This window comes from Cryptocyanus atlanticus LEGE 06306 (assembly GCF_056633155.1).
In genome coordinates this window covers 159,421-172,366 of record NZ_JBSJOZ010000005.1, presented here as the reverse complement: position 1 = coordinate 172,366, position 12,946 = coordinate 159,421, and the positions used below count along the sequence as shown (strand labels likewise).

The 12,946-nt window shown below is 72.2% G+C and carries 11 protein-coding genes; 7 read left to right on the top strand and 4 right to left on the bottom strand.

Annotation, left to right across the window (positions count from 1 at the left end; all coding sequences use genetic code 11):
• Positions 1-2 precede the first annotated feature (2 nt).
• The 7 genes from ACWJI7_RS07780 to ACWJI7_RS07750 all read left to right on the top strand — a co-directional run bounded on the left by ACWJI7_RS07780 (position 3) and on the right by ACWJI7_RS07750 (position 8,178).
• Positions 3-992, top strand: coding sequence for a DnaJ C-terminal domain-containing protein (locus ACWJI7_RS07780; RefSeq protein WP_479936790.1), 990 nt, complete (start codon positions 3-5; stop codon positions 990-992).
• The gene (locus ACWJI7_RS07775) at positions 985-1,293 is read left to right on the top strand and encodes a chaperone modulator CbpM (RefSeq protein ID WP_479936788.1); all 309 of its coding nucleotides are present in this window, start codon (positions 985-987) and stop codon (positions 1,291-1,293) included. The genes ACWJI7_RS07780 and ACWJI7_RS07775 overlap by 8 nt, the downstream gene beginning before the upstream one ends.
• 199 nt (positions 1,294-1,492) lie before the next feature.
• On the top strand, positions 1,493-2,194 hold the full coding sequence (locus tag ACWJI7_RS07770; protein WP_479936786.1) for a TIGR04283 family arsenosugar biosynthesis glycosyltransferase: 702 nt from the start codon (positions 1,493-1,495) through the stop codon (positions 2,192-2,194).
• The gene (locus tag ACWJI7_RS07765; RefSeq protein WP_479936784.1) at positions 2,191-3,561 is read left to right on the top strand and encodes a TIGR04282 family arsenosugar biosynthesis glycosyltransferase; all 1,371 of its coding nucleotides are present in this window, start codon (positions 2,191-2,193) and stop codon (positions 3,559-3,561) included. The genes ACWJI7_RS07770 and ACWJI7_RS07765 overlap by 4 nt, the downstream gene beginning before the upstream one ends.
• Position 3,562: 1 nt before the next feature.
• Positions 3,563-4,936: a hypothetical protein gene (locus ACWJI7_RS07760; protein WP_479936782.1), complete on the top strand. Its 1,374-nt coding sequence runs from the start codon at positions 3,563-3,565 to the stop codon at positions 4,934-4,936.
• A gap of 7 nt (positions 4,937-4,943) precedes the next feature.
• The gene (locus ACWJI7_RS07755) at positions 4,944-5,834 is read left to right on the top strand and encodes a DUF547 domain-containing protein (RefSeq protein WP_479936780.1); all 891 of its coding nucleotides are present in this window, start codon (positions 4,944-4,946) and stop codon (positions 5,832-5,834) included.
• 64 nt (positions 5,835-5,898) lie between these two features.
• The gene (locus ACWJI7_RS07750) at positions 5,899-8,178 is read left to right on the top strand and encodes a glycosyltransferase family 2 protein (protein ID WP_479936778.1); all 2,280 of its coding nucleotides are present in this window, start codon (positions 5,899-5,901) and stop codon (positions 8,176-8,178) included.
• Here the strand turns inward: ACWJI7_RS07750 and ACWJI7_RS07745 are convergent.
• The 4 genes from ACWJI7_RS07745 to arsS all read right to left on the bottom strand — a co-directional run bounded on the left by ACWJI7_RS07745 (position 8,110) and on the right by arsS (position 12,889).
• Entirely contained in the window at positions 8,110-8,493 is a 384-nt protein-coding gene (locus ACWJI7_RS07745; RefSeq protein WP_479936777.1) for a low molecular weight phosphatase family protein, read from the bottom strand. The two genes, ACWJI7_RS07750 and ACWJI7_RS07745, sit on opposite strands and share 69 nt — an antisense overlap.
• Before the next feature lie 127 nt (positions 8,494-8,620).
• Complete coding sequence (locus tag ACWJI7_RS07740) at positions 8,621-9,712, bottom strand: methyltransferase domain-containing protein (RefSeq protein ID WP_479936776.1); 1,092 nt, start codon at positions 9,710-9,712, stop codon at positions 8,621-8,623.
• 67 nt (positions 9,713-9,779) lie between these two features.
• A complete protein-coding gene (locus tag ACWJI7_RS07735; RefSeq protein ID WP_479936774.1) occupies positions 9,780-11,921 on the bottom strand; it encodes an FAD-dependent oxidoreductase in 2,142 nt (713 codons plus the stop codon).
• A complete protein-coding gene (gene arsS, locus ACWJI7_RS07730) occupies positions 11,918-12,889 on the bottom strand; it encodes an arsenosugar biosynthesis radical SAM (seleno)protein ArsS (RefSeq protein ID WP_479936921.1) in 972 nt (323 codons plus the stop codon). The genes ACWJI7_RS07735 and arsS overlap by 4 nt, the downstream gene beginning before the upstream one ends.
• Between the last annotated feature and the right edge of the window lie 57 nt (positions 12,890-12,946).

The following is a 12,946-nucleotide window of genomic DNA, read 5'->3' as shown; positions in this document are numbered from 1 at the left end:
GCTTGAGCCGACGGCCCTCCCGCACGGGTCCTGAAAACCCGGTGAAATACGACGACTACTACGCCACGCTCGAGCTCGAGCGTGGCGCTTCCGATGAACAGATCCGCAAGGCCTACCGGCGTCTGGCCCGGCGGTACCACCCGGATGTCTCCAAGGAGGAGAACGCCGAAGAGCGCTTCAAGACGATCAGTGAGGCCTATCAGACCCTCTCCGATCCCGGGAAGCGGGAGGCCTACGACCAGCTGGGACGCCACCGGGCCGGCGAGGACGTCCAGCCCAGCGCGGAATGGGACAGCCGTTTCTGGCAGGGCGCCCCCGGCGAGGAGATCGACCTGGCCGATCTCCTCGAGCAGATCGCCTACCGCAGTGCCCGGCAGCGCCCAGGCAGTGCCGGGCACGTCTCCATGCGCGGGCAGGACTACGAGATCGCCACCGCCCTCAGCCTCGACGATGCCGCCAGGGGCAAGGACATCGCCGTCACGTTCAGCGTCCCGGAGCTGGACGCCAACGGACAGGTGCAGCGCAGCAGCCGCACCGCCCGGGTCCGGGTTCCCAAGGGCGTCACCGATGGCGAGCGCCTGCGGGTTCCCGGCCAGGGCGCAGCGGGCCTGGGAGGGGGAAAACCCGGCGACCTTTACCTCGACATCCGCCTCGAGCGCCATCCCCTCTTCGAGGTGGCCGGCCACGACCTCTACCTCGCGCTGCCTCTCGCCCCCTGGGAGGCGGTGCTCGGCGGCACGGTCGAGGTGCCCACCCTCGACGGGCGCCTGCAGGTGACGGTCCGACCGGGCGCCAAGGGCGGCCAGAAGCTGCGCCTGGCCGGCAAGGGCCTGCCCCGGCGCGGCGGCGGCGCCGGCGACCTCTTCTGCGTGCTCCAGATCGTGACCCCCACCGTGATCAGCGAACGGGAGCAGCAGTTGTACGAGGAACTCGCCGCCAGCTCCCCCTTCGACCCCCGCGCCCACCTCAGCGACATACCGAGCCATGTCTGACGACACCCTGCACCCCCTGGGCGCCGAGGAGGCGGTCGAGCTCGACGACCTGATCGAGAGCACGGGCCTGCGCCACGAGGAGGTGATCGAACTGGTCGAACTGGGCGTGCTGGACACCTGCGGCGGCACGACCCGACTCGCCTTCTACTCCCGCACCGTGATCCAGGCCCGCCGCGCCGCCCGCCTGCGCGACGACTTTGGCCTCAACACCCCCGGCATGGCCCTCGCCCTCACCTACCTGGAGCGGATCGAGCGGCTCGAGCGGCGCCTGCGGGAGCTGGAGGCGGCTCAGCCGCGTTGAGGGTGAGGGTCATCACCCCGGTCCGGGCCATCCGATCCGACCGATCGCCGGTATCCCCTGCAGTCCATTCCGCCAGGCCCTGCCCATGGGACTTCCGCCCGCCGCACCCAGGCGGCTCCGCGGCGGCCAGCATCGGGGCAGCGCGACGACGGAGGCCACACCGATGAGCCCACCACCGCCGGGGCCGCCGCCGGATCCCGTGCCGATCACCCCAGGGACCAGGGGAACGGCGTCGATCAGCGTGATCATCCCCGTGCTCCAGGAAGCCGGCCTGCTGGAGTCGGCCCTGCCGCACTGGCGGGACCTGCAGGAGAACGGGGCCGAGCTGATCGTGGTCGATGGGGGCAGCACCGACGGCACCGCCGAGCGCATCCGTCGGGAGGGTTTCACCGTGTTGCAGGCGGCCCGGGGCCGCGCCCGCCAGATGAATGTCGGGGCAGAGCACTCCAGCGGCGCCCTGCTGGTCTTTCTCCACGCCGACACCCACCTGCCCGGCGAGGGTCTCGCCGGGATGCGCGATGCCCTCTCGGGGGGCGGCGGCTGGGGTCGCTTCGATGTGGCGTTCCGGGAAGGCGGAACGATGCTGCGGCTGGTGGCCGCCTCGATGAACCTGCGCTCGCGCCTCAGCGGCATCGCCACCGGCGACCAGGCGATCTTCCTCCGTCGGGACTGCTTCGATCGCGTCGGCGGCTTTCCCGATCAGCCCCTGATGGAGGATGTCGCCCTCTCGGCGCGGCTGCGGGCCCTGGGGGCCCCCGTCTGCCTGCGGGCCCGGGTGATCACCTCCGCGCGCCGCTGGCAGCGCCACGGCACCTGGCCGACGATCCTGACCATGTGGGGCCTGCGGCTGGCCTACGCCCTGGGCGTTCCCAGCACGGCGCTGGCCCGCTTCTACCGATGAGCACCCCCGACCCCGACCAGGATGGCGTTCGATCGGACGGCTGCCGGATCGTGATCCTGGCCAAGGCCCCGATCGCCGGCTTCGCCAAGACACGCCTGATTCCCGCCCTGGGGGCCGAAGGTGCCGCCGCCCTGGCCACCGCCCTGCTGTTGCGCACCGTCCGCACGGCCCTGGGGGCCGGGATCGGGCCCGTGGAACTCTGCGTCACACCGGGGCGGCAGGCGCCGATCTGGGCCACGTTGCCGCTGGCCGGCCCACTGACCTGGAGCGACCAGGGGGAGGGGGACCTGGGTGAGCGGATGGGGGCGGCGGCGGGGCGCGCCCTGGCCCGCCCCGGGCCGGTGATTCTGATCGGCACCGACTGCCCCGCTCTGGGTGTGGCCGAGCTGCGGCAGGCAGCGCTCCAGCTGGGAAATCACGACGCCGCGATTGTGCCCGCAGCCGATGGGGGCTACGCCCTGCTGGGCCTGAATCGCCCGCATCCCGACCTGTTCCGTGCCATGCCCTGGAGCACCGATGCGGTGCTGGCCACCACCCTGCAACGGCTGGCCGCCCTGGGCTGGTCGGTGGCGAGCCAGCCCGCCGTGACCGACATCGACGAGCCCGCTGACCTCCGCCATCTGCCGCCGGAGCTGGCCAGCCGGCGACCCGCCGGCTTCGAGAGCGTGCAGGTGATCATTCCGGTGCGCAACGAGCAGGACACCCTCGCCGGGGTGATCGGCCAGCTGCAAACGATCGGCCTGCGGCACATCCGGGTGGTCGACAACGGCAGCACCGACGCCAGCGCCGCCGTGGCCAGCGCCGCCGGCGCCGAGCTGGTGCGCGAACCCGAGGCCGGCTACGGCCGGGCCTGCTGGCGCGGGCTGATGCAGCTGCCGGAGACGATCGAATGGATCCTCTTCTGCGACGGCGACGGCAGCGACGATCTCGCTTCCGTGGCCGGCTGGAGCCCCCTGCTGGCCGGCCACGACCTGATTCTGGGCAACCGGGCGGCCACGGCGGCGGGCCGCCGGGCGCTCACACCGGTGCAGCGCTTCGGCAACCGCCTGGCCACCCGGCTGATCCGGCTGGGCTGGGGCCACCGCTACCACGACCTGGGCCCGCTGCGGCTGGTGCGCCGCCGCAGCCTGGAGGCCCTGCGGCTGCGCGATCGCGGCTTCGGCTGGACGATCGAGATGCAGGTGCGCGCCGTGGAGGCGGGTCTGCGCATCTGCGAGCCGCCGGTGCCGCACCACCCCCGCCGCGGCGGCCGCTCCAAGATCTCCGGCACCGTGGTGGGCAGCCTGCGGGCCGGCGCGGCGATCCTCGGCACACTCGGGCGCCTCTACGGGGAACGGCGGCGGCGGGCGCGGCCCGGGGGGGCCTGAGATGGCCCTTGCCCCGCCCTGGCTCCTGCCAGCCAGCGCCGCCCTGCTGGTCCTCGGTGCCGCCGCGATGGCCCCCTTCGGGCAGCTGACGGATCCGGCCGTGCTGACGCGCTTCTGGCTCGCGGCGGCGGTGATGCTGGCGGGCTTCGCCCTCTCCTTCCGCCTCACCGTGGTGGCGGCGCCCTGGTTCTGGGGCGTGGCGCTGGCCGGCCGGCTGCTGCTGCTGCCGATGGAGCCCGGCGACGACATCTGGCGCTACCTCTGGGAAGGGCAGATCCAGACCCTCGGCTTCAACCCGTTCGAGCTGGCCCCCGATGCCGCCGTGCTGGTTCCCTTCCGCGCCAGCTGGTGGGGGCTGATCAACCATCCGGACGTGTCGGCGATCTATCCGCCGCTGACCCAGCTGCTGTTCCGGCTGCTGGCCCTGGGCGGACCGAGTGTGCTGGCCGTCAAGCTGGCGATCGTGGCGGCCGATCTGGGGGTCTGCGGCCTGCTGGCGCGGCGCTTCGGCCACGGGCCGAGCCTGCTCTACGCCTGGAACCCGCTCATCCTCTACGTGTTCGCGGGGGGCGGGCATTTCGACAGCTGGTTCCTGCTGCCGCTGGTGGCGGCCTGGCTGCTGATCGACCCGGCGGCGGCGGCTCCGGGTTCGGGCGATCGCAGCCGGATCGGGCCCGCTGCACCGGGCGAGCGGCGCTGGCTGGCGGGCGCGTTGCTGCTGGGCCTCAGCATCGCCATCAAGTGGATCTCCCTGCCCGTGCTGGGGTTCCTGGTCTGGCGGTCGCTGCGGGCCCGCCGCCCGGGGCTGGCTTTGGGGGTGGCGGCGCTGGCGCTGCTGCCGATGGCGGCCTCGGCCCTGGCCTTCTGCGAACCGGGCCGCTGCGCACTGGTGCCCACCGGGTCCGCCTTCGTGCGCCATGGCCGCAGCGCCGAGCTGCTGCCCCATCTGGTGGGTTTGCTCTGGGGCGCCACCCGCCAATCCAACGCCCTGTTTCTGCTGGCCCCGCTGCCGCTGCTGGCGCTGATCACCCTGCGGGCCGGCAGCGTCGCCCAGTTCTGCCGCTGGTGGTTCCTTTGCCTTTTCTTCACATCCCCGATCATCCACGCCTGGTACTTCAGTTGGCTGATCCCCTTCGCCGTGCCGAACGGTCACTGGGGGGCCCGCCTGGTGAGCGGCTCGGCCTTCCTCTACTTCGTGCTCCCGTCCCGCCTGCCGATCTGGGAGCTCACCGAACCGGAACGCCTGCTGCTCTGGGCTCCCCTGCTGCTCGGCACCGCCCTGAGTGCCCTGGCCGGCGAGGCCGCCGGCCCGACACCACCGCCTGAGAAAGGCCCCCTGGCCTCTGGCCCTCTGAACCCCAACGTGCCCCCCTGAATCCCCCATGTCCCGCCCCTCCACAACCACACTGCTGGGCCTCCCGGTCCTGATCGGCTCGCTGACGCTGATGGGCGCCTGCGCTCTGCTGCCGCAGGGTCTCGGGCCGTTCGGCAGCGGCGCCACGGGCGGGGCCACGGCCACCGCACCGGGTGCGCCCGCGGCGCCGCTCGACCACCGCGCCCTGGCCCGGGTGCTGGAGCGCTACGTGGATGCCGAGGGCCTGGTCGACTACCGCGGCCTGCAGCGGGATCCCTCCGACCTCAACACCTACGTGGCCGAGCTCGCCGCCCTTCCCGCCGCCAGCGTCGCCAGCTGGAGCGAAGCGGAGCGGATCGCCCTGCTGATCAACGCCTATAACGCCCTCACCCTGGCCGCGATCATCGAGCACGACCCGCTCAAGGGCAGCATCCGGGACATCTGGGGAGTGTGGAACCTGAGGCGCCACACCGTGGCCGGCGAGCCGATGACCCTTGATCACCTCGAGCACGGCATCCTGCGCAAGGAGTACAACGAGCCGCGCATCCACGCCGCCCTGGTCTGCGCGGCCAACAGCTGCCCGCCGCTGCGCCGCGAGCCCTACCGCGGCGAGCAGCTCGACGCCCAGCTCGATGACCAGGTGGACCTCTGGCTCTCGGGCCCCCACGGCCTGAAGATCGATCGCGACACCAACACCGTGGCGATCTCGAAGATCTTCCAGTGGTTCGCCGAAGACTGGGAGCGCACGGATCGAACCGAGAAGGTGTTCGGCGGCAACCCCAAGGAGAGCGCCGTGCTGCAGTTCATCAGCCGCCACAGCCCACCCGCCGACCGTGCCTACCTGAACGACGCGCTCTACCGGCTCACCTACCTAGATTACGACTGGAGTTTGAACATCCAGGGACAGCCGTCCGGGTGATCAGGGTCTCCCCAGGTCATGTGGCCGGTCCATCCATTCAGCCCGTTCCCCGGTACTTCATCCAGTGGCCCCCTCCCCCTGGAGCGTTCGTGTGTTCCGCCTCCCCGACGGCCTGACCCAGCGGCGGCCGATCCAGATCCTGCTCTGGGCTGCCCTGCCGCTGCTGGTTGCCGCCCTGGTGAGCCCGACCACCATGCTTCCCGGCTGGACGGCGCCGCTGCCGGCGCTGGCCGTGGCGCTCTGGGCCGGCTGGCTGGGCAGTCGGCCGGAGCAGACCCTGCCCCTGGCGGCCCGGCGCTCCGCCGTGCTGGTCATCACCCTGCTGGGGGGCCGCTACCTGGTCTGGCGCCTCGGGTCGACCCTCAACCTGGCCAGCACCACCAGCTCCGCGCTGAGCCTGCTGATGCTGGTGGCGGAGCTCACCCTGCTGGCCAATGGGCTGCTGCAGCTCTGGCTCACCTGGGCCCGGCAGCCGCCGGTGCCCCAGGAGGCCGCCGCCGCCGAGCGCACCCTGCAGCAGCGGATCGCCTGGGAACCCTGGAGGGTGCCGGCCGTGGACGTGCTGGTGCCCAGCTGCGGCGAGCCGGCCGGTCTGATCGAGCGCTGCCTGCGGGGCTGCCTGGCCATGGACTATCCGCGCCACCAGGTCTGGCTCCTCGATGACAGCGGACGCGACGAGCTGCGCCGGCTCTGCCGCCGCCTGGGCTGCCGCTACCTGAGCCGCAAGGACAACGCCCACGCCAAGGCCGGCAACCTCAACCATGCGCTGCCCTATCTGGAAGGAGATCTGGTGGCGGTCTTCGATGCCGATGTGGTGCCCCGGGCCGCGTTCCTGGCCCGCAGCGTGGGCCTGTTCACCGATCCGCGGCTGGGGTTCGTGCAGACCCCCCAGACCTACATGAACGCCGATCCGGTGATGCGCAACCTGCGGCTGGAGCGCTGGCTCATGCCCGATGAGGAGAGTTTCTACCGCTGGATCGAACCCACCCGGCAGGCGGTGGGGGCCGTGGTCTGCGCCGGCACCTCCTTCGTGATGCGCCGCTCGGCACTGGAACGGGTGGGCGGCTTCGAGACGGGAACCCCATCGGAAGACCTAGCGACCGGCATCCGGCTGGCCGCGGCGGGCTACCGCAACCTCTACCTCGACGCGAAGCTGAGCGCCGGGCTGGCGCCGTTCACGATCGGGGCGATGGCACGCCAGCGCAGCCGCTGGGCCAGCGGCACTCTGCAGATCCTGCGCACGGGATCCAATCCCTTCACCCTCGCCGGGCTCACCCCCCTGCAGCGGATCGCCTACCTGGAGGGCATCCTGCATTGGTTCAACGTGGTGCCGCAGCTGCTGCTGCTGCTGATGCCCCTGTCCCTGGGGCTGCTGGGGGTGGCCCCGATCCTGGTGCGGGGCCCGGGCCTGGTGACCATGGCACTGCCCTTCTACCTCGCTCAGCTGCTGCTGGTGAGCTGGTTCAGCCGCGGGGCCCGCAACGCCCTGCTGCCGGAGCTCTACCGCTGGATCTTTCTGCTGCCGCTGGTGGGTGCCGTGGTCGGCACCCTGGCCGGCCGGCCCCAGCGGTTCCGGGTCACCCCCAAGGCGATCATCTGCGGGGGACGGCGCCCCGGCCCCGAGTGGCGCCTGCTGGCACCGTTGCTAGGCCTGCTGGGGCTTCAGGTGCTCAACCTCACCCTGCTGATCGTCGGGCCGGGCGGTGCCCTGCCGTTGAGCTCCGCTGCGATCGGCCCCACGGCCTCCAGCCTCGCCCCGGCCAACCAGGCCCTCGGTCTTACCTGGTCGCTGCTGGGCACCACCAGCCTGCTGCTGGCCCTGCGCACCTGCTGGGACCGCCCCCAGGACGATCCGGTTCCCTGGCTCCGCATCGATGGCCTGACCCTCCAGCTGGGCACCCCCCGGGGATCACGGCCGGCACGGATCCTGGCCATCAGCGAGCTGGGTGTGGAATGCGCTCTCGATTCGTGTGAACCCGGCGACGGACTGCTGAGCGAGAGCGATGGCTGGAGCCTGGCCTGGCCCGGACGCCCGGGAGATGCCCTGCCCGTGCGGCCGGAGCTGCAACGCCTCGACCGCGGCCAGCTGCGGATCGGCTGCCGCTGGGGGCCCCTCAGCGATTCCCGGCGCGACGCCCTCCAGGGGCTGCTCTACCGGGGGGCCGGGGAGTGGCCCAGGCTTCAGGCCCCCTTCGAACCCCTGGCCCTGCTGGCGGTCCTGGCCCTGCTGATCCGGCCCGTGCCGCCCCAGGGCTGGTTCCGGCGCAGCGTGGTCTCAGCCGCCAGCCTGCAGGCTGGGGAGCAGGGCCGTGATGCGCTGGCGCAGCTCGCCGAAGCACGCTGAGAAGGCCCGCCGGGCCTCGGCGCTGTCCAGGTGGGCGGCGGGATCGGGCAGGCCCCAGTGCAACCGGCGGGGATCGCCGGGCACGGCGCCGCAGTGGCCGGCGGCGTGGTCGCAGACCGTGATCACCAGGTCGTAGGGATGGGGGCTCAGGGCCAGCGCCGTGGCCAGATCCTTGCTGCCGTAGTGGCCTGGATCCACCGGCAGCTGGCCGATCTGCTCGAGGGCCAGGGGATGGATCCGGCCGGTGGGACGGCTGCCGGCGCTGGCGGCCGTGACCACCCCATCGCCGAGGGCGTGGAAGAGGGCCTCCGCCATGATGCTACGGGCGGAATTCCCCGTGCAGACCACAAGGATCCGCGTCGGCGTGCTGGCCATGGTCGTGGTGCGCAGAAGGACGGAAGGGGTGGAGCGGGGCGACTGACTCACTCGGCCGGGCTGGCGCTCAGCAGCAGCTGGAGGTCGCCGGGGCGGCGGCGGGCAGAGGGGCCGGCGCGCCGGAGGCGGAGGCGAAGGGGAGGCTGCCGCCGCAGCCGGGGAAGAGGCCGAAGTGGCGGCTGAAGTCGCCGATGAACTGGAAGTGGGGCGCGTGCCGGCTCTCGGCCAGCATCCGGAAGGTGTTGCCGCAGACCGGAAACACCCGGCCCGTCTCGAGGCTGTGGTGGGCGTCGAAAGGGAAGACGTGGGGATGGGCGGCGATGCCGCCGCCGTAGATCACCGCCTGGCCGTGGTCTTCGCAGGCGTCTTCGAGTCCGTCGATGGCGAAGAGGCGATGGGTGGCCGAGAAGAAGCGCAGCGGCCCGGTGCGGCCGGCCAGCTCCGGATCGGTGATCGCCAGCGGCCGGTCGCTCACCAGCCGCGGATCGGGGAAACCGGCGCCGCGGGCCAGCCGCAGGAAGTCGTTCCAGTAGAGGGCACCGCTGAGGCATTCGCCGTAGAGCACCGGATCGGCGCGCAGGGCCTCGGGCACGCGGCGGTCGGCGTAGACATCGGCGAAATAGAACTCGCCGCCGGGTCTGAGCAGCCGCCGCACCCCGGCCAGCACGGCCAGCTTGTCGGTGCAGAGGTTGACGACGCAGTTGGAGACCACCAGATCGAAGCTGGCCGGCTCCAGGGGCAGCGCCTCCAGGTGCTCCAGGGTGCCCTCCAGGAAGGAGACGTTGGCGAAGCCGAAGACCTCGGCGTGGTGCTCCCGGTGCGCCTCGGCCACGGCCAGCTGCTCGCGGGTCATGTCGATGCCCACCACCGAACCGGTGGGTCCCACCAGCTGGGCCAGCAGGTAGACGTCGCGGCCACTGCCGCAGCCCAGGTCGAGCACCCGGGCCCCCTTCAGGAGTTCGGGCACCACCAGGCCGCAGCCGTAGTAGCGCGAGAGCACCTCCGGATGGATGCGGCCCAGCAGCGGCCGCAGGGCGGCGGGCACCGCCGAGGCGTCGCAGCAGGCGTCGGTGCGCAGGTCGGCGCTGCTGGCCAGGGTGCTGCCGTAATAGGTCTGAACGCCCTGCTGGAGCGGGTTGGGGACGGAGGTGCTGGTCATCGGTCAGGCGGGGGGAATGGGGCGGGTGGGACTCGGATTCTCATCGGGATGCTCGGTGCCGGGGCCCTCAGCCGCGGCGCCAGTCGTGGAAGCGCCGGAGCAGCTGCAGGACCCGCTGGGGGGCATGGCCCCGCTTCCACTCCCCCGCCACGTACTTGTTGGCCTCGGCCAGGGTGGGGTAGGCGTGGATGGTGCCGAGGATCTTGCCCAGCCCCAGCCCCCACTTCATCGCCAGCACGAATTCCGCCAGCAGCTCGCCGGCCTGCTCGCCCACGATCGTGACCCCCAGGATCGTGTCCTTGCCCGGCGGGGTGAGCACCTTGACGAAGCCGGCGGTGGCGCTCTCGACGATGGCGCGATCGAGCTCGGCGAGAGAGAAACGGGTGATCTCCACCGCCCGTCCCGCCGCGGCCGCCTCCTGTTCGCTGAGCCCCACGCTGGCCACCTCCGGATCGGTGAAGGTGGTGCGCGGGATCACCCGCTGATCCACCTGGAAGCGGCGCAGGTCGCCGAACAGGGCGTTGACGGCGGCGTACCAGGCCTGGTGGGCGGCGGTGTGGGTGAACTGCCAGGGGCCGGCCACATCGCCGGCGGCGTAGATGTTGGGGTAGAGCGTCTGCAGGTGGGCATCGGTCTCGATCGTGCGGCCACAGGGGATGCCCAGCTCCTCGAGGCCGAAACCCTCCAGCCGCGCCTGGCGGCCGATGGCGCAGAGCAGGCGGTCGAAGCCGATCCGCTCGCTCACCCCCCCGATCTCGACGACGGCCTCGGCGTTCTCGAACGCCTGCAGGCGGGCGTTGGTGAGCACCCGCACGCCATCGGCTTCAAGGGCGCCGCGGATCAGGGCGGCCACCTCCTCGTCCTCCCGGCGCAGCAGGCGGTCGCCGCGTTGCAGCAGGGTGACCTGCGCCCCGAGCTGGGCCAGGGCCTGGGCCAGCTCGCAGCCGATCGGGCCGCCCCCCAGCACCAGGAGGCGGGGGAAGGGGAGCTCGCAGTGGCGCAGGTTCTCCCAGAGGGTCTCGCTGGTGAGCACCTCCACCGCCTCAATGCCGGGCACCGAGGGCAGCACTGGCCGGGCGCCGGTGGCCAGCACGATGGCGCGGGCGGTGAGCCGCCGCTCGCCGCCGTCAGCGGCGGTGATCGCCACGGTCCAGGGGTCGAGCAGGCGGGCATGGCCGCTGAGCACCTCCACCCCCAGGCCCTCGTAGCGCTCGACGCTGTCGTGGGGGGCCACAGCCTCCACCTTGCGGAACACCCGCTCCAGCACCGCCGGCCAGGACACCTGGGGATCGGCGGCCGGCAGGCCGTAGCGCTCGGCGCGCCGCATGCGGGCGGCCAGGCGGGCGGAGGCGATCAGCGCCTTGCTGGGCACGCAACCGGTGTTGAGGCAGTCACCCCCCATGCGATCGGCTTCGATCAGGGTGACGCGGGCCTTCACGGTGGCGGCGATGTAGGCGGTGACCAGGCCGGCAGCCCCGGCACCGATCACGATCAGGTTGCGCTCGAAGCGCTCCGGCCGCCGCCAGGGGCGGTAGAGCCGCCAGCGCTGCCAGCGGCTGATCAGCAGCCGGGCGATCCAGGGGAAGGCGGCCAGCAGCACCAGCGACCCGATCAGCGGCGGGGAGAGGATGCCGTTGAGGCTGCGCAGGGCCGCCAGCTGGGTGCCGGCGTTCACGTACACGATCGTGCCCGGCAGCATGCCGATCTGGCTGGTCAGGTAATAGGAGAGGGCCCGCATCGGGGTGAGGCCCATCACCAGGTTGATCAGAAAGAAGGGGAACACCGGCACCAGCCGCAGGCTGAGCAGATAGAGCACGCCGTCGCGGCGCACGCCCGCCTCGATCGGCGCCAGCTGGGCGCCGAAGTTGCGTTGCACCAGATCCCGCAGCAGGGTGCGGGCCAGCAGGAAGGAGAGCAGGGCCCCGGCGCTGGAGGCGAAGGACACCAGCACCGTGCCCAGCACCAGCCCGAAAATGGCGCCGCCCGCCAGGGTCAGCACCGCCGCACCCGGCAGCGACAGCCCGGTCACCACCACGTAGGCGGCCGCGTAGAGCAGGGCCGCCGCCAGGGGGGCATCGGCCCGCCAGGCCTGCAGCGACTCCTGGGCGGAGCGCAGGGCCTCGAGGCTGAGGAAGCGCTGCAGATCGAAGGCAAAGAACAGGCCCACCAGCAGGGCGACGGCCAGCAGCAGCAGAAGACGCCGGATCATGACGCCAGCGCTCCGCCACAGCTCGAGCCGCTGCCGGCCGTGCAGCCGAAGCAGTGCTCGGCCACCCGGATCGGATCGTCGGCGGGGTCACGGCTGAGCAAATCACGCAGGTGGCGGCCGCCGGCCGGCAGACCCAGCTGCTGGTTGAAGTCGCAGTCGTAGAGGCGGCCCTGCCAGTCGACGCTGATCAGCTGGCGGCACATCACCTGGTCGAGATTGGCCGGCCGGTGGCTGGCGCGCAGCAGGGCCTGATAGGCGTCGAGCTGGCCGCCGGCGGCGAGCGCCGCGGAGAACCGCTGGATCGGCATGTTGGCCAGGGCATAGAGCCGGTTGAAGACGATCCCGTAGGCGTCGAACAGCACCCGCCGGTAGTCGGCCTCCAGGGCCTGCTGGGGTGGCGGCAGCACGGGCCCCTGGGGGTTGTAGACGAGATCCAGCTCCAGGCCGCTGCCGCTGCGGCCATAGCCCAGGGCATTGAGCCGGCGCAGGCCCTCCAGACTGCGGGCGAACACGCCGGTGCCCCGCTGCTTCTCGACGTTCTCCTTGAGGTAGCAGGGCAGCGAGGCCACCACCGTGACCCCTTCGGCGGCCAGGAAGGCGGCCAGATCCTCCTGGCCGGGCTCCAGCAGGATCGTCAGGTTGCAGCGATCGATCACCGTCACCCCAAGCCGCCGGGCGGCGCGCACCAGCTCGCGGAAGCCCGGGTGCAGCTCCGGCGCCCCACCGGTGAGATCCAGGCACTCCAGGCTGCGGGCCTCGAGCACCGGCGGGATCAGGGCCAGGGTGGCGGCATCCATGCTCTCGGTGCGGCTGGGGCTGGCATCCACGTGGCAGTGGGAGCAGGCCTGGTTACAGCGGTAGGTGAGGTTCACCTGCAGGGTGCGCAGGTCGAGCCGGCGCAGGCTGGGGAAGCCGGCGGCGCCGGCTTGCTGCGCAGCGGCCCGGGGCGCCTCGGCAGCGGGGGCCACGGCGGTGCGGGTGGGTGGAACGGAGAGGCTCACGGAGAGGCTGGAGCGGGGAACAAA